The sequence below is a fragment of the Tardiphaga sp. 839_C3_N1_4 genome (assembly GCF_051811045.1).
In the GTDB taxonomy this organism is placed as follows: Bacteria; Pseudomonadota; Alphaproteobacteria; order Rhizobiales; family Xanthobacteraceae; genus Tardiphaga.
Map to the genome: position 1 here is coordinate 1,877,095 of NZ_JBPWQD010000001.1, position 16,676 is coordinate 1,893,770.

The 16,676-nt window shown below is 57.8% G+C and carries 12 protein-coding genes; 5 read left to right on the forward strand and 7 right to left on the reverse strand.

The window, feature by feature from the left end; all coding sequences use genetic code 11:
- Positions 1 to 107 precede the first annotated feature (107 nt).
- Positions 108 to 1,436 carry a UDP-glucose dehydrogenase family protein gene (locus AB8A38_RS09170; RefSeq protein ID WP_315841438.1) on the forward strand — a complete coding sequence of 443 codons (1,329 nt, stop codon included), beginning with the start codon at positions 108 to 110 and terminating at the stop codon, positions 1,434 to 1,436.
- 109 nt (positions 1,437 to 1,545) lie between these two features.
- Here AB8A38_RS09170 and AB8A38_RS09175 read toward each other — a convergent pair whose 3' ends face one another.
- A complete protein-coding gene (locus AB8A38_RS09175) occupies positions 1,546 to 4,467 on the reverse strand; it encodes a hypothetical protein (protein WP_439085762.1) in 2,922 nt (973 codons plus the stop codon).
- A 436-nt stretch (positions 4,468 to 4,903) separates the two neighbouring features.
- On the opposite strand from AB8A38_RS09175, the gene AB8A38_RS09180 reads away from it, so the two are divergent.
- From AB8A38_RS09180 to AB8A38_RS09195, 4 genes are all read left to right on the forward strand, one after another.
- Positions 4,904 to 5,932, forward strand: coding sequence for an NAD-dependent epimerase/dehydratase family protein (locus AB8A38_RS09180; protein ID WP_315841435.1), 1,029 nt, complete (start codon positions 4,904 to 4,906; stop codon positions 5,930 to 5,932).
- A 198-nt stretch (positions 5,933 to 6,130) separates the two neighbouring features.
- Positions 6,131 to 7,297, forward strand: coding sequence for an FkbM family methyltransferase (locus tag AB8A38_RS09185; RefSeq protein ID WP_439085763.1), 1,167 nt, complete (start codon positions 6,131 to 6,133; stop codon positions 7,295 to 7,297).
- A 194-nt stretch (positions 7,298 to 7,491) separates the two neighbouring features.
- Positions 7,492 to 9,423 (forward strand): class I SAM-dependent methyltransferase, encoded by a 1,932-nt coding sequence (locus AB8A38_RS09190; protein WP_439085764.1) that lies wholly within the window; start codon positions 7,492 to 7,494, stop codon positions 9,421 to 9,423.
- 328 nt (positions 9,424 to 9,751) lie between these two features.
- Entirely contained in the window at positions 9,752 to 11,641 is a 1,890-nt protein-coding gene (locus AB8A38_RS09195; protein WP_439085765.1) for a hypothetical protein, read from the forward strand.
- Between the two features lie 15 nt (positions 11,642 to 11,656).
- Here AB8A38_RS09195 and AB8A38_RS09200 read toward each other — a convergent pair whose 3' ends face one another.
- From AB8A38_RS09200 to AB8A38_RS09225, 6 genes are all read right to left on the reverse strand, one after another.
- On the reverse strand, positions 11,657 to 12,118 hold the full coding sequence (locus AB8A38_RS09200) for a GtrA family protein (RefSeq protein ID WP_439085766.1): 462 nt from the start codon (positions 12,116 to 12,118) through the stop codon (positions 11,657 to 11,659).
- Positions 12,115 to 12,960, reverse strand: coding sequence for a class I SAM-dependent methyltransferase (locus AB8A38_RS09205; protein ID WP_315841430.1), 846 nt, complete (start codon positions 12,958 to 12,960; stop codon positions 12,115 to 12,117). The genes AB8A38_RS09200 and AB8A38_RS09205 overlap by 4 nt, the downstream gene beginning before the upstream one ends.
- 2 nt (positions 12,961 to 12,962) lie before the next feature.
- Positions 12,963 to 13,799, reverse strand: coding sequence for a methionyl-tRNA formyltransferase (locus AB8A38_RS09210; RefSeq protein WP_439085767.1), 837 nt, complete (start codon positions 13,797 to 13,799; stop codon positions 12,963 to 12,965).
- 27 nt (positions 13,800 to 13,826) lie between these two features.
- A complete protein-coding gene (locus AB8A38_RS09215) occupies positions 13,827 to 14,513 on the reverse strand; it encodes a WbqC family protein (RefSeq protein ID WP_439085768.1) in 687 nt (228 codons plus the stop codon).
- Positions 14,514 to 14,588: 75 nt separating this feature from the next.
- Positions 14,589 to 15,515: a glycosyltransferase family 2 protein gene (locus AB8A38_RS09220; protein WP_439085769.1), complete on the reverse strand. Its 927-nt coding sequence runs from the start codon at positions 15,513 to 15,515 to the stop codon at positions 14,589 to 14,591.
- An 81-nt stretch (positions 15,516 to 15,596) separates the two neighbouring features.
- Positions 15,597 to 16,661, reverse strand: coding sequence for a dTDP-glucose 4,6-dehydratase (locus AB8A38_RS09225; protein ID WP_439085770.1), 1,065 nt, complete (start codon positions 16,659 to 16,661; stop codon positions 15,597 to 15,599).
- Between the last annotated feature and the right edge of the window lie 15 nt (positions 16,662 to 16,676).

The following is a 16,676-nucleotide window of genomic DNA, read 5'->3' on the forward strand; positions in this document are numbered from 1 at the left end:
TCATCTATCGGTCACAAGCCCGATTTGGATGTTTTTCCCATCGACGTCAACCCAATCGCCTCGCTCAACCGTTCCCTGCCTGCGAGGTGAGTTTTCATGAGATCAAAATGAACTCCGTGAACCAGCCTCCGCGCATTTCGATTATCGGTCTCGGCAAGCTCGGGTCGCCGATGGCAGCCGTGATGGCAGCCAAGGGCTTCGACGTCATCGGGCTCGATCTAAACGACAAGCTGGTCAACGCGGTCAATCAGGGCCAGGCAGCGGTCGATGAGCCGCAGCTTCAGGAGTACATGGACAAGGCGCGTTCACGGCTTCGGGCAACCCATTCGTGGGACGAAGTCGTCCAGGGCTCCGACGTCACATTCATCATCGTTCCGACTCCCAGCGGCAACGACAAGCTGTTCTCGAACAAGTTTGTGCTGTCGGCTGTGCGCTCGATCGGTGAAGCGCTTCGCAGCAAGAAAGAGCGCCACGTCGTGGTCGTGACGTCCACCGTGATGCCCGGCTCGACCGGCGGCGAAATCCAGAAGGAACTCGAAGACGCGTCCGGTCGTGTCGTCGGTCCGCAGCTCGGTCTCGCTTACAATCCCGAATTCATCGCCCTCGGCACCGTGGTGCGCGACATGCTGCGCCCGGACTTCATCCTGATCGGCGAATCCGACACCACCACCGGTGAAATGCTCGAACGCCTCTACAAGCAGTCCTGCGACAACGACCCGATCATCCGCCGCATGAGCTTTGTGAATGCCGAATTGACGAAGATTTCGGTCAACACCTATGTGACGACCAAGATCTCCTACGCCAACATGCTCGCAGAGATGTGCGACAAGCTTCCGGGCGCCGACGTCGATGTCGTCTCCACGGCTGTCGGCTCCGACACCCGCGTCGGATCGAAGTATATCAAGGGCGCCATCGGTTACGGCGGCCCCTGCTTCCCCCGCGACAACAAGGCGTTTGCGGCGCTCGGCCGCATGATCGGCGCCCGCTGCGATCTCGCCGAAGCAACCGACAAGATCAACGATCACCAGATCGAGCGCCTGATCGGTGCGGTTCAGGCCCACGCCGAACCGCCGAGCCGCGTCGCCGTGCTCGGTCTGTCGTACAAGCCCGATACGCCCGTGGTCGAGGAAAGCCAGGGTGTCGCGCTCGCAGCCCAGTTGAGCGCAGCCGGTTATGTGGTGACGGTCTACGATCCGCTGGCCATGCAGGCCGCCGAAGTCGTTCTTGTCGACCAGGTCCTGTTCGCGAATGATCTGGCCGACGCCGTCGCCGCCGACGTCATCGTGATCACGACCCCATGGCCGCAGTTCAAGGGCCGCAACCTGTTCGATCTGGGCGCCAAGCCAAAGGTGATCATCGATCCATGGCGCGTGGTGAGTGCCGAGGACGTGCCGGCTGGCACGACGCTGGCCCGCATGGGCTACGGCAGCCGCTAACAAAAAGGGCCGGCCCGGACATTGTCCCGGCCGGCCCGTTCATTTGATGAGCGAACGCTTCGTCGCGAGGTACCGCCTAACAGCTTGTCGCCTCGCTCGGCACATCGATCTACGAACTTTTCGGGCTCGCATCGCCTATACGGGAAACCTTGATCGATTGAACGACGCCGCCGGCACCGCCAAGCGCCTGCAGGCGGATTTCGACCGGCACGCTGGCGTCTGTCTCGTTCGGATGAAGTTCGAACGCCACGCGGCTGTTGCCCTGCGCTCCATTACCACCGATCTCGCCGGTGGCACGCACTGCGTCGTCGGAGACCACCTCGGCGCGCAGGAACGGCCGGTCGCCCTTGCCCTTGAACTGGATCACTGCCTCATAATGCCCTGGCTTCAGGGCACGCGATCCACTGTTGGCGATCGGCCCGCTCTCGCCTGAACCGACAGACAGCGCTCCGCTCGCAGTCCAACGACCGAAGAGACGGCGCATCTTAGTGCTCCCCTGCGGCGAAACACCGACAACCGAAGCGCCCAGCAGCCAGTCGACATCTGCGGCAGGATAATCCATCCAGGGTGAATCCTGTACGGAATCGCCCAGCCGCCGAATTCGCAGATACTTGATCCGGCCACGATGCCCCAACGCATGGATGAAGAATTCGACGGGGATCTCGCCATCGGGCGACTCGTCGACATGCACCTCGAATTCACGCCGGATTTCGCCGGCGCGCGCGTCTTGCCCGGTGATGAAATCGGCGCACCGGACGCGACCCTTCGAATGCACGCCGAAAAACAGCCAAGGCTGATCGGCCGGCGCTGCCGTCTCGAGACCAATCAACATCTCATAGCGTCCCGCCATGAGCAATGCCTGGGGACCGGTGGCAACCGACGACCGAGGGCCGGCAAGCAGCATGCGTGCGGTGCTGAGCAGGTTACGTGCGGCGTAAGCGACGTCCCGCTTGTCGGATTTGCGCGCACCAGCCGCGGCGATCAGGAAGCGGGCAGCGTCGGGCAGCAGATCCTTCGCTCCGCCGGCAACGGTAACGCTCAGATCCTTTCGCCAGCGGCCCACCGGACCGAGGCGGAAAGCGGACAGCCAGTCCGAACCGCCACCCAACGACCGAACATCCGAAAACGAGAAACTCTCGACGCGCTCGCAAGTCAAGGACAAGACGGTCAATCCAATGGCCCGCGACGCGACGACTCTGGTCTGCAGCAGGCTTGCCGACTGGCCAAGCAGCATCTTGTCGGCTTCCAGCTCGAAGGAGACCTTGCCTGCGGCAACATCCGCGAACCGAATGGGCACATAACCGAAGTTGTATTCGCTGCCGATGAGCTCGATCACACCTGCCGGCGCATGCGACGGCGCATAGGCAGGCAACTGCCCCGACAGCTTGAATTCAATCCGGTACACCCCCTTGGAGAGATGCTGGTATGGGCCAAAGCAGATCATGCCGGTTGCGTCTGGCCGCGCACGAATGACTGTTCCTTCCCGCTCCGCAGCGTCCGTCGGGCGAAGCAGCGCGGTCCAGTCCTGCGGTCCCACGATCGGAGGCAGCACGAAGCCGTGACGCATTCTGGTCGCGAATGGCGTCAGGCCGGCGGCCACGTTCGCCGCGACCAGAGATTCATAGGGCGTATGAATGGCGTTCAGCGATACCACGCGCCGGGGGGCTTTCCCGCTCGCCATGCTGGCGCGCTCTGCTTCCACCGTCTCAAGGAACAGATAGGTCAGCATGTTCTTTTGCGTCGACGTGAGCTGTGCGCCGATCTTCGGCGCACCGAAATCGATCACGAACGCACCGGCGCGCGCGAACAGATCCACCTGACTCACCGCAATAACGTTAGGAATGTCGTTCAGATTGCTGCCGCGGGCCAGTGTTTCATCGACCAGGATCGGCTGGACGAAGCCCTGCTTCGCCCAGACTTGGGCGAACATTTCGAGCGTCTCGCGCCGGATTCCCATCCATCCGATCACCATCGTCTGCACATTGGCGGTGATGAAGATATCTAGCAGGAATGAGAGGATATGCTTCGGATCGTAGTCGACGAAGCCATACGACTCCGATGAGTACTTGACGATCGGCGGCTTCTCCAACGGCGCTCCGATGGCGGAGCGCAGCGCTGCGACGTAACCGGACGAGAAACCGCCGGACAGCCTGACCTCTTCGATATCCTCACCATTGCAGCCCCAGATGTCGGACTGCTCGGGAACGCCCGGCTCCTCAACATTGTCGATGAAGCGCCGCCAGTCATTTTGCGTGCGCGAATGGCTGTGCATCGGCGTGATCTGCCGGGTGTGGTCGCAGTGATAGCCGTAGACAAGTTCCCCGAGATCGCCCACCGTGCCGTGCACGAGATAGAGACGCTTGGCGATGTTGGAGTCGACGTGCCAGCCGAGGAGCATCTCCTCATGGAAGCCGTCGTAGCGGAACAGATCGGAGCGCTCCATCAACTGAAAGTCGCCGGGACCATCGTAAAGGATTGTCTTTGCACCGAGGACGATTTCGTTGAGGTGCAGCGTCGTGCCCCAGTCCTTGATCATCTCGATCGCGCCATGAGAGTTCTGGCGGTCGAGCCCCTCCCACAGCGTCTCGGGAATCTCCAGGCGTGGCGCGTGATAGAAACCATAGGGTAGATCGCGCGATATGTCGGACAGCGACCACTGTCCGGTCTGCGGCACGAAAATCATGTCGGTATTGGTCGACAGGATCCAGCGGTTCGCCGGGTTTGAACGGCGGACGGCGACATTGCGTGAGATCGGCTCCAGCGCGACGAGACGCGTCTTGCTGCGAAACCGTTCATGGATGCCCGGCCGGACACGCAGGATGCGCAGCCGCTTGCGCGCCAATGGCGTTAGCGTGTCCTGAATGGCTTCGGGGAAAGTCGGGAAGTCGTCGGGCGTATTGTAGTCGACGAACAGGATCTCATCGTCATCATCCGTCAACAACTCGGCCATGCAATTGAAACTAAGCGCCGCGCGCTTGTGCAGGTTGTATCCGTAGCTGTCATTGCGGCCGTAAAGAACGATGGAAATCATGAAAGCACAACTTTCCTGAGACAGGTACGGTGCCGCCGAACTGGCGGCGAAAATATGTTGCTGTCGAATAATCCAGTTGTACTTCAGGAAGCAAGTCGTCTGACCGGCAATCCAAGGAACATCGTCTTATTCTGTCGATGACCACCGCATTTCCAGTGCCCCGCAGGACAGTCCGGCATACAAATCTTCCACCTCGGTAACGTGGACTATAATCTCCGCGAAATACACATGGAAATGCTGGTTTCCGCTGAAACCGGGAACTCAGGACGGTGCCAAATAAACAGGCCGTTCAATGAGATAGCTTTCCAACTCAACCTCCACCGCGCGCCGCGAACGACAGTGAACTGAGGCGCTTTTGTGGTTGGCAATCCAGCGCTGATCGACTAGCTTCCGCCGAAATTTCGTCCCTGACAGACACCCCAATTCATAGGTTCCCATGAGCAACTACAAGCTGGAAAAGAATGATCCCGTGCTGATCACGGGAGCCGGTGGTTTCATTGGTGGCCATCTCGTGTCGGACCTGCTTGGCCGTGGCTTCACGCGCATTCGCGCTGTGGATCGCAAGCCGCTGAAGGACTGGTACCAGCATTTCCCGGAGGTCGAGAGCCTCGTCCTCGACGTAAGCCTGCTCGACGATTGCCGGAAGGCGACCAAGGATATGGTCAACGTCTTCAATCTCGCTGCCGACATGGGCGGCATGGGCTTCATCGAGAACAACAAAGCGCTCTGCATGCTTTCGGTGCTGACGTCGACGCACATGCTGATGGCAGCACGCGATGCCGATGTGAAGCGCTTGTTCTATTCATCATCCGCTTGCGTCTACGCCGCCGGCAAACAAACCGATGCAAACGTCACCGCGCTCAAGGAAGCTGATGCCTATCCGGCCATGCCGGAAGACGGCTACGGCTGGGAGAAACTGTTCTCCGAGCGCATGGCGCACCATTTCATGGAAGACTTCGGCATCCAGAGCCGTGTCGCGCGCTACCACAACGTCTACGGCCCCTGGGGCACCTATGATGGCGGCCGCGAAAAGGCCCCGGCCGCGATCTGCCGTAAGGTCATTCAGGCCCAGTTGTCTGGCTCCAACGAAATCGAGATCTGGGGCGACGGCGAGCAGACCCGCAGCTTCATGTATATTGATGATTGCGTTCAGGGCACCAAAGCGATCCTCGAAAGCGAAATCCTGTATCCGATCAATCTCGGTTCCAGCGAGCTCGTCTCGATCAACCAGCTGGTCTCGACGGTCGAGACCATTTCCGGCGTCAAGCTGAAGCGGAAGTACAAGCTCGACGCGCCGAAGGGTGTCCGCGGGCGCAATAGCGACAACACGCTTATCGTGTCCGAGCTCAACTGGGAGCCATCGGTCAAGCTGATCGACGGCATGGCGAAGACCTATGCCTGGATTTACGACCAGATGGCAGGCAGCGCCAACTCCAAGCAGCGCAATCTGACCTTCGTCAGCTAAATCGCATCGGGCGAATGATCTTCTCGCCTTGCTTTGGCACCAACATGAGCGTCGACCGTGACATTCGGCCGGCGCTTTGTTTTGAATATGTATTTACATCGCCGCGCCGTCGAACTTTGCTGCGCGACGCACGGGATGAGCAATAGCGCCACCTGAATATCGCTTATCAATAATAAGGGGCCGTGGTAGGGGTCGATCATGGAAATGCTTGGTCACCGCGGCGCGTTCGCTGCATTCATCGCAAAGTCTCTCAAGGACGAAGATTTCGTACTGGTCGACGTCGGATGCGGCGGCGGCATCGACGGAACATGGCGCGTGTTTGGTGACCACCTCGCTGCCGTCGGCTTCGATCCGAACATCGACGAGGTTGAGCGCCTTCAGCGCGCCGAGACCTCGAAGAAGATCAACTACAAGGCTGCATTTGTGGGCGTGCCGGCAGAAAATCCGATCAGCATTCGCCGCGGCGGCCGACTGCCCAATTCGCGCAATCCATGGAACCGGTTTGCGGTGAACCGGACCATGAGCATCATGGCCGAGCAGATCAAGAACTTCTCCCCCACCGAAAAGGTCGAGATTAATGCCTGGCCACAGGCAAAACTGACGGAGCCGGACAGGCTATTCCTGCCGGACTATCTCGATCAGATCGGCTTCGGTTCAGTTGACTTCATCAAGATCGATATCGATAGCGACGACTACGACGTTCTGCAGTCGCTCGAGGAAAGCTTGAGCAACCGGCGTATTCTGGGACTTTGCGCAGAAGTGAATTTCTACGGATCGGATGATCCGACCGAGCACACATTCCACAATACCGATCGCTTCATGCGCAAGAACGGCTTCGATCTGTTCGGTCTCACGACGCGATCCTATTCGGCGGCTGCGCTTCCGCACCGCTATGAGCTCCGCATGCCCGCACAGAGCATCGCCGGCCGGCCCTATCAGGGCGACGCGCTCTATCTTCGCGACGTCGGCAGTGAGGAGTGGAGCAAGTCCGCGCCGTCTTTCGGACCGGAAAAACTGTTGAAGCTCGCAGCCCTGTTTTCACTGTTCGGCCTGCCCGATTGTGCGGCGCAGGTTCTAGTCACCTATCGCATCCGGCTGCAGCCCCTGATCAATGTCGATGCCGGCCTCGATCTTCTTGTGGCGGAAACCGATCTCGGCGCGTCCACCGGCATGAGTTACAAGGAGCTCATGGCGGCCTTCGAAGCCAATCGTGATATTTTCTACCCCGGGAACTCGTCGAACGCGCCTGCAGCCGGCATGGTGCAAAGCGTGGCGCCTGCACACCCCCCTGCTCCCGCCATGACAAGGCTGCATCCGCGCCGCATTGCACGCGCGCTATTGTCGCGTATCGCGCCCCGTAACTGACAGAGGCCGCGGGCCATCGGGTCGGGCACGGACGACAGAACCGGCTTCCGCGCCTCAGGCCCGCGCCCGCTTCAACCGACCGGCTCTGTGGCCGATCTGCGCTAACGTCCCAGGTTCTGCAAAAGGGTCGGCGACAAATAGAGTCGACCAAGACTACAAATCGGTCCCAGCGAGTTTAAAGAGGCGTATTGATCATGGACAAAGCAATTACACACGTGCCTGGCCATGAGCCGATCGAAATGGTGGCCTATTACGAGAGCTTCACCGATTACTATCCGTACTGCGAATTGCAGACCAAGCGCTGGTTCGTCGAAACGGCACAGCCGGATTGGACGATTTTCGATATCGGCGCCAATGTCGGGTACTATTCGATCCTGATGTCACGGCTCTGTCCGCAGGGACAGATCCACTCCTTCGAGCCGACCTCCACCATTGAGCTTCTGAAGAAGAACGTTGCCCATCACGGCCGCACCAATATCACGCCGCATCAGATTGCCCTCGGAGCACGCTCGGGACGACACGAAGACGGCATCTTCCGCATCTGGGGCAAGGATGCGGAGAAGCAGGAATACGACTTCCTGACCCTCGACGATGCCGTCAAGCGGCTGAACGTCAAGCGCCTCGACTGCATCAAGATCGACGTCGACAGCTTCGACTTCGAAGTGTTGCGCGGCGCCGAGAACACGCTGCGCAAATTCAATCCGTGGGTCGTTGTCGAGCTCAACCATGCGCTCGACAAGCGCGGCCAGAGTGCGAATGAGGCCCTGGAATGGCTGGTCTCGCAGGGCTTCCGCAATGCGCTCGTGCTCGACCACGAAAACTTCGTACTGCGCCGCGCCGATGCGCCCGCGCCCGCCACCGGCGGCCTGTCGCTCAGCTTCGAACAGCGACCGATTTTCATTGAGAGCCAGTTCAAGAAGGATCGGCCCCTTCCCGAATTCTTCAAGCCCGCGCCCCAGTCGCACAACGATGGTAAGGTCAGTGGCAAGCTCGGCACGGCCGAAGGCGTGACACTCGACCTGATCGCGCCGCGCTGGTCGTATGGGCTGTCATTCGTCCGCAGCACCGGCTATGCCGACCTGAAGGAGCCGATTGTCGTCGAAGTCGAACTGGAGGTGAAGACCGGTTCGCTCGGCATCGGCTGCGTTGGCGAGGACTACTCGACCTATGCCGGCGTTGAAGTAGCGGTCAAGGCCTCTGGCGGCACGCAGAAGATCTCGCTTGCTGTGCCCAAGCCTGAGCTCCTTCATGCCATCGTCTTCCGCAATGTCGATGAATTCGAGACGTCTGCAACGGCCCGCATCATTGATATCCGCGCTTTTACAGGAAACACCGTCGTGACGAGCTCGACCGCTTTCGCGCTGCGCAACGATATCAGCACGCTCACCCAGGGCGATCTCAAACGCATGGTTTCGATACCGGCCGAACCTGCGGCCGCCGATCTAACGATCGATATCGTACCCTCGGAGACGCTAGGCTCCTATCTGGGCTATGCAGAGAACTTCATCACGCCTTTCAAGACCTATTACCGTCCGCTGTCGTCGTTCAAGATGGAAATCGACGACGCGCCGATCCTGAAATATCTGTACAGAAACGCCCAGCCCAAGCGTCATCTGGAATTCGGAACGTGGCAGGGCTTCGGTGCTACGCTCTGCGCCGATGCCTGCGACGCCGAGATCTGGACCCTCAATCTTCCGGAAGGCGAACGCAGCCAGAGCGGAGAGATGGTCTATTCGTCTGGCCAGGATGCATCCGATTCCGGCGACATGATCGGCTGGATGTACCGCGCCGCCGGACATGGCGCGCGGGTGCATCAGATCCTCGCAGACAGTCAGCAGTGGGATACGTCAGGTTTCGAAGCCGGTTTCTTCGACAGCGTGCTGGTCGACGGCGGTCACACTCCCGACGTGGTCAAGAACGATACGGAGAAATCGCTCCCACTGCTCCGGTCCGGTGGCATGATGCTGTGGCACGATTTCTGTCCAGATCAGGACACCGTGGAGGCACTTTCGGCCAGCCGCGGGGTTGTGACGGGCGTCACCGAAAATCTGGCCGCCTGGGCACCTCATTTCAGCAAACTTTTCTGGATTCGCCCGAGCTTCCTGCTCATCGGCATCAAGGCTTGATGTGAGGCCCTCGTCCACGGCACGAGGGGTGATTGGTTGCACTAATTTAAATTCGTTGGGCCGGGGGGCTTGAATGTCTTTTTCGATTGCTATGCGGCGACCGAACCGCGCTGAACTGATCGAACATCTGCTCCCGCTCGCAATCTGCTTTGGATTCGCTCTCCTGATCGTGTCGACCGCTTCGACACTGATTCTGCAGGCCGGCTTCCTCGATCCCTATGTCTATGCCGGTTACGTCAACGACTACTTCGGAACCTATCACCGATACGGTCACACCTACTATTCGTCGCGTATCGCCTATATTCTTCTCGATCGTGCATTCCTGCTTGTGTTCGGCCAGACCAATGGGCTGTTTCTGTGCCGTCTGCTGGTGCTCACCTCGGCAGCCTATGCGGCCTTTCGGATAGCGCAGCGCTATTTCGGCTTCGCCACGGCGGTCCTCACAATATCCTGGCTCTGCTTCATTCCATGGCTGCTTCGCTCGATTTCGTGGACGCACTATGATGGATTCGCGACGGTCTACTTTCTGGTGGCACTCGCATTCATTCTCGTTCCTCAACGCCATCGCGTTCCGGCCTATGTCATCGCGGGCTTTTCGCTCGCTCTCGCCGTCAACTGCAACCTGCATCTCCTGATGATCGCTGGTCTCTTCGTCCCCAGTTGGTTCTGGATGAATCGAAAGATCGGCGTTCTTCCGGCAATCCGCCTGACGCTTGCGATCATCTTCGGCTTCATCGCCGGCTATGCCATGCTCCAGGTGCTGTTTTCGCTTGCGACCGGCACTTCGCGCGTCTTCATTGAAGCCGCCGCGTTCAATTCTGCACGCACCCTTCTCGGCGGGCAGATGTCGAACTGGTTCCATTCGCTGAGCAACATCATTGCGATCGGCAACCTGATCTTCCTGCTGCCGATTTTCTTCTGCGTCGCCGTCATCCTTGCCACGGCGCTGAATAGGTCTGCGCTCCAGCAGGAGCAGCGTGACTTCTGCATCGGCGCGGCGCTGTACATTACGCTTCTCACCACCGCCGTGTTCGGCCTGCATTTCATGGGCCATGGCTGGCTGTCGTTGTTCTATTACGTGGTCTACCTGCTTCCCGGCTGTCTCCTGGCTCTGATTGCCATCGCCGGAATAGCCTCAACCCGTACGCCGACCATTTTCCGGGTCATCTGCATCGGCACCGCCGTCGGGCTCGCGGGACTCTGGTTTGCGCGGCAGGCCATGCCCCCCACGATCCCCAACGACATACGGATCTGGATTGCCCTGGCTGCCATCACAGTGGTGCTCGCCCTGCTCCGTCCACGGATCACCTCGGCGCCAGCCCTGCTCGCGGGCCTGATCGTGTCCACCACCCTCATGTTCTATTGGCAGCCCCGGGTCATAATCCAGTACGCGTCCTGGCCCGGCCTCAAAGAGAACGCAGAGCTTGAAAAGGACGTCTATGCGGGCGCGGTATTTCTGCAGAAATTCGTGCGAACGCACGTGCCGACGCCTACGGCAATCGGATTCTGGTACAGCAACGCGCCAGAGAACGTCAATTTGAACTCGATGCAATCGATGTTTCTCTGGGGTTACAGCCGCGTTCAGGGCTTTACCGGTCCGGGCATGCCGGTGATCGACGACGCCGTCAGGCAATCCGTGCATCAGAAGCCGTTCATCGGCGTTATCGCGCGTAACGACAAGGAGCTCGACGAGGCCTTCGCAGCACTGAAGAGCATACCCGCGAACTTCACCGAGATCGCGCGCGCGTACTACACGGCGCCCGTCGAGTCCTACGTGATCGCCATCGTCGAGCTTGCTCCCGTCGCGTCGCCCATAGGCGCCCGGATCGGGGAACTCGCCCTCTATCCCATCATGCCTCAGAATGGCGGCGCGATCGGAATCGCTTCCAACGGCATCGCCTTGACAATGCCCGCATGCCAGTGGTGCTACGGAGCAACCGCTTTGTTGTCCCCGGAGCACATCGAAGGGCTGCAGCACATCATCATGCGGGTGACCCTGACGGTCAGCGAAGGCCAGATCGGAATTGCAACCGCAACCTCCGACAACATCAGCGCGCTGCAAAATCCTGTATCGGTCGGCGTCCGCGCGATCGATCAGACCGTCGATATCAGGCTTCCGATTCCGGCCAAAAATCCGACCCTTGTTTTCAGAAACGAGTCACCCAACGGCATCAGCCGGGCGACAGTTCGGTCGATCGAATACTACAAGGAAAACTAGGCCCAGAACGCCGGATCAGGGCCCGACCGCACCCTGTTCCTTGGATGGAAAGACAAAATACTTCAGCAGAAAGAAAATCGGAATCGCAATCACCACCCCTAGAACGGCCTGAACCAGAAAGTGACTGAATCCCAAATAGGTCGTCACCCACTCCAGCAGAACGAGATTCAGGGCCAACGCGAATATGTAGACGCCCATATAGCGCACGAACTGCCAGTTCAGGTGATCGCGATCCCGGAAGACAAATGCCTTGTTGAACCAGAACGCATAGACCATTCCGAAAACAAAGACGATCACCACAGCGGTCTTGGGCCCTACCCCAGCCAGCGCGAGCAGAACATAGAGCAAATAGTAAACTGCGTTGCTCTTCAGCCCGACGATCACGAACCGGACGGCTTGCAGGCGCGCCCCGTCGTCAGCAACAAACGCCTTGAAGGCGCGGGAGAGCGCACTCTCGCCGGGACCAAGGTCGCTCATTTGCTCTGCGGCTTGCGCGCGATTGCAATGAGGCTGGTGCCGGCAGGAAGCGAATATCCGCTGGAGATCGCGCCAATCTCGAAACCGGACAGCGAGCCGATCAGACGGGAGACGAGCCCCTCCTTGTGATGGGTGACCGCCTGATCAGCCGAAGTTACTTTCCTCCGGCCAAATCTGCTCGGCAGAGTGCGCAATAGTAATAGTGGCAAAACCAGCAGTAGAAAGAACCCGCTCACCTGAACAATCTGAAAGCCGGAAACTTCAAGCACTGAAGCCAGCCCCGACCGTGTATAACGCCTGTAGTGACCGGCATATTCGTCGTCAGCAGACCATAGCGCCGGTTGCGCTGGAACTGAAATATAAACAAACCCACCGGGCTCCAGAGCGCGTAGACAGGCAATCAGGAACTCCTTGTCATTGGGTACGTGCTCAATCACATCGAAGAGTCCAATTGCTGGCAAGCTATCAGCAGCAAAGAGATCATCAGAAAACGCACTATTGACGACCGTTAGCCCGCGTTCAGCGGCAATCGCGGCTCCATCCACGCCTGGCTCCACAACCACGGTGGAGACGCCGGCCTGCTGGAGCCCAAGCGACACAAAGCCATTGCCGCCACCAATTTCTAAAAGAGGTCCCGTCTTCGAGAAGCGCTTCACAACCGCCGAAATGATCCTGTTTCGGTGACTGAACCAAAAAGATGAGCTCTCGACATTGGCAAGCGCCGTATGAGCGCCGCCCGGATATGAAACTGGCGCCACATCCGATGCGCACCAGAAGTTTGGGCGCACCTCTGTCAGGCCTGATGCGGTCCTACGCAGAAATGCATTGAGGTCATTGTCCATCTTCATAAATTCCCAGCCGCGCCATTCTCGAGCTCAAGAACAATGTCGGCATCCGCGACACGAACGACATAACCGGCAGAATTTTCAGACAAGATCGTACCCGGCTCAACTAAGGATGGCTCCAGAATTTGCGTGAGCCGACGGACCCGACGCCCCCCCAGCAAAGCCAAAGGCCAATCTCGCAACGCGTTAACATGCCGTCGGATCTGATCAGCGCTTTCGTTGGTATCTATTTGGAATGCCGCCTCATCCAATCGAGGGTAAGATGTCGCAAACCGGGAATCCTGTTCTTTGAATACCAGCGTTTCACTTCGAAATTGATTCACGATGTCCACCGACATCTTTCCGGCCACGTGAGCTAACCTATGGCGTAAAAGGGTCTGGGTCTCGTTCGGACCGACATCAATCGATGCTTGCATGCAGATCGGCCCATCATCGACCCCTTCGGTTAATGCATGAGCAGATACTCCAGCCGATTTGTCGCCGTTTCGAAGTGACCAGAAGAACGGATTAGCCCCTCTGTTATGCGGAAGTAATGAAGGGTGAAGATTGATCGCCGTTTTGAAATTCTGCAACACATTGCGACGTATAATCCGATGATAGGTCGCAACTAATAGTAACCCATCGCTACACGAGGCGAACGACTGATCATCCGGTGAGCACGTATTCCAAGGCACGTCGCTTGAAGATGCAAGATCACCAATGAAGGGAATAGGCTCGTAGGGATACGCGCCTTTTTCTTCTCGGGTGATCAGCAGGTCCGGTCGAATTCCGCGATCCAACAGGGTCCGCAAAACAACATTTCCTAAGCCAGTCAATGCGAACAGAACGAATTTCACGCTTTCTCCGCCTCCAACTTTCTGCGGTCATCTAGACTTCAGAACTACCTTAGATTCCCCGCCGCAATTCAGGAGAAGATCAAGAGCTGAGAGATGAGAAATAAACTCTCCATGAAGCTGCGGATAGATGGGATGGGTATATCCGTGCCACCTCACCTCAATACCATGATCGGAGAACAGCCCTACATCAAGATAGTCACGTGCTGCATCGCCAGTTAGATATTTGGTCGCACCAACGAGCTCACACAATTTCAGCAGCCTTTCGTTCTTATCTCCGGCGATTCCAAGCTCGGACGAACGAAGCATGCGGGTCTCAATTCGGAACGCCTGTAACAACATGTCTGTCATCGCCAAATTGAGATCCACGAGGGATTCCCATTTTCGATCGATGACTTCCGTCAGTTTTGGCAGCCAGTCCTTGAGATACGGTGCCGATGCATACATTTGCTTGATCGTCGCCAAATGCTTGCGTTGCCAGTTCTGCTGGGGGTCAATTCTCACCTCGTTTATCAACTGGCCGAACTTTCCTGAGTGAAGAACCGGAACGGTAAGCCAAACGGGCCCATTGAGAGCCTTGACGCGATTCCTATTCCGCCAACCATGCTTATCGAACGGCACGTCATCATAGTGAACGAAATAGTCAGCTTGTGTGACCTGATCAAAATATCCGAGCCATGGCAAATATCCCGGTTGAAGAACTGCAAGGGTGGTCACAGCAGTGACCATGCTATGGAGCCATGGCACCAGAACATGCCATCAGTTTTCTTCATCATCGTCACCACCTCTGCGTTAGCGCGTTAACTCACTGATCACATAGAGCGGACGACGCTTCGTCTCCTCAAATATCCGCCCGATATAAATGCCGATAATTCCGAGTGCGATGTTGGTTATCCCCCCGATGAACAACACTGCCGTAAACACGCTGGGCCAACCCGGAAGAGGTTTTTCGGGATACATCACCTTCTCGAAGAGAATCGCCGAGCCCATGACGAGGCTTAAAAGCGCTAACAAAAAACCCAACGAAATCGACAAGTAGAGCAGTCTGGTCGAGAACCCGATGATGAGCTTGAGAGCCCAGAACACTCGCCTTTTGATGTTGTAGTTGGTTGATCCAGCTTGGCGGGTTCCGTGTTGCGCAAGAATGCTGGTCTCGGGAAAGCCAAGCCACGACAACATGCCACCATAGAATCGCGAAGATTCAGGCAGTGATCGAAAGGCGATGACTACCTTTCGGGAAATAATCGAAAAGTTTCCATATAGCCGGTTGTACTCTTGTCCCGACAAAAGATTCAGAACCTTGTAGAAAAAGAGAGCGCCTCCTCGATACAGCAGCGACTCTGGTCGCAACTGCCGTCTTACAAATACGACATCAAAACCTTCGAGCGCCTTTGCATATAGCTCGGGAATTACTTCCGGCCGATCCTGCAGATCGGAATCCATTACAATAACCCAATCGCCCTCAGCCTTATCAATTCCGGCGGAGATAGCCACGTGCTGGCCGAAATTGCGGGCGAACCGCAATCCGAGAACGCGAGGCTCATTCGAGCTTGCTGAGCGTATGGCCTCCCACGTCTCCCGTTTACTCCCATCATCGACGAGTATGATTTCGTAGTCGTCGGTGATATCGGCGACCGCTAGCGCAACTCTGCTGGTTAGCGCTGCAACGGTGCTCAGAGGCTCGTTATAGACCGGGGCTACAATAGATAGATGAGGCATTACCGCTCCAACACCTGCACAATTCGAGCCGATCGGCGTTTAAATCAAGGAAATTCCGCTCGCGAAGCGAGTTCGCTCACCTCAATGCATCATGATCTCGCCGGACGAGGTCTTGATCGGGATCTCACGCATCCACTTCTGCTTCTCCCACCAGGACACGTTGTTCCGGAACCAGTCGATGGTGCGGGCGAGGCCCGTGTCCCAGTCGACCGCGGGCTGCCAGCCAAACTGCTTGGCAATCTTGCTGCCATCGCCGGTGTGTCGAAGGACCTGGCCCGGCCGATCACCGATATTCACGATCAGCCCGGGATCGCCGCCCATGGTGCGAATGATCTCGGCCGCGATGTCGCCCATTCCGCGGTCGATACCACTCGCTACGTTGTACACTTCGCCCGAGATCTGCTCGACGGGTGCATGCATCAAAACATCAATGGCACTTGCAGTGTCGTCGACATACACGAAATCGCGGGCCGCCGATCCGTCCCCATGGATGGTGAGCGGAGACTTCGTCAGCGTATTGGTGATGAAGCGCGGGATTGCCTTTTCGAGATGCTGCCGCGGGCCGTAATTGTTGAACGGACGCACGATGACAGCGGGCAATTTGTATGTCGACCAATACGAATAGACCAGACGATCTGCCCCGCATTTGGCGCTGGCATAGGGGCTCGCGGGATTGAGCGGATGATCCTCATCGATCTGCGGCAAAACTGCTGTGCCATAGACTTCCGACGTCGAGATATGGATGACGCGCTCGATTCGCTTCGAATGCTTCAGCACGGCATTCATAATGGTCTGCGTGCCGATTACGTCGGTCTGGAAGAACAACAGATTGTCGTAGATCGACCGCGTGACGTGAGTCTCGGCCGCGAAATGCACGATGATATCGGACTGTCCAACCAGTGTGTCCATCAGCTCGGCGTTGCAGACATTGCCATACCAAAACGCGAAACGGTCGTTGTTCATCGCGTTGACATCCGGCGGCAAGTTATCAACCGAGCCGGCATAAGTGAGCGCGTCCACCACTATGATCCGGTAATCGGGGTAACGATCGTACAGATATCGCACGAATCCCGACCCGATAAATCCTGCGCCGCCTGTCACCAGCACGGTCTTGCGCGACTTCTGCAACTCAATACCCCCAGCCATTCTACTCTCCAAAAA

Bases quoted from the DNA above. Each gene is read 5' to 3' on its own strand.
- AB8A38_RS09170 (WP_315841438.1), top strand. From the start codon at position 108: ATGAACTCCGTGAACCAGCCTCCGCGCATTTCGATTATCGGTCTCGGC.
- AB8A38_RS09175 (WP_439085762.1), bottom strand. From the start codon at position 4,467: ATGATTTCCATCGTTCTTTACGGCCGCAATGACAGCTACGGATACAAC.
- AB8A38_RS09180 (WP_315841435.1), top strand. From the start codon at position 4,904: ATGAGCAACTACAAGCTGGAAAAGAATGATCCCGTGCTGATCACGGGA.
- AB8A38_RS09185 (WP_439085763.1), top strand. From the start codon at position 6,131: ATGGAAATGCTTGGTCACCGCGGCGCGTTCGCTGCATTCATCGCAAAG.
- AB8A38_RS09190 (WP_439085764.1), top strand. From the start codon at position 7,492: ATGGACAAAGCAATTACACACGTGCCTGGCCATGAGCCGATCGAAATG.
- AB8A38_RS09200 (WP_439085766.1), bottom strand. From the start codon at position 12,118: ATGAGCGACCTTGGTCCCGGCGAGAGTGCGCTCTCCCGCGCCTTCAAG.
- AB8A38_RS09205 (WP_315841430.1), bottom strand. From the start codon at position 12,960: ATGGACAATGACCTCAATGCATTTCTGCGTAGGACCGCATCAGGCCTG.
- AB8A38_RS09220 (WP_439085769.1), bottom strand. From the start codon at position 15,515: ATGCCTCATCTATCTATTGTAGCCCCGGTCTATAACGAGCCTCTGAGC.
- AB8A38_RS09225 (WP_439085770.1), bottom strand. From the start codon at position 16,661: ATGGCTGGGGGTATTGAGTTGCAGAAGTCGCGCAAGACCGTGCTGGTG.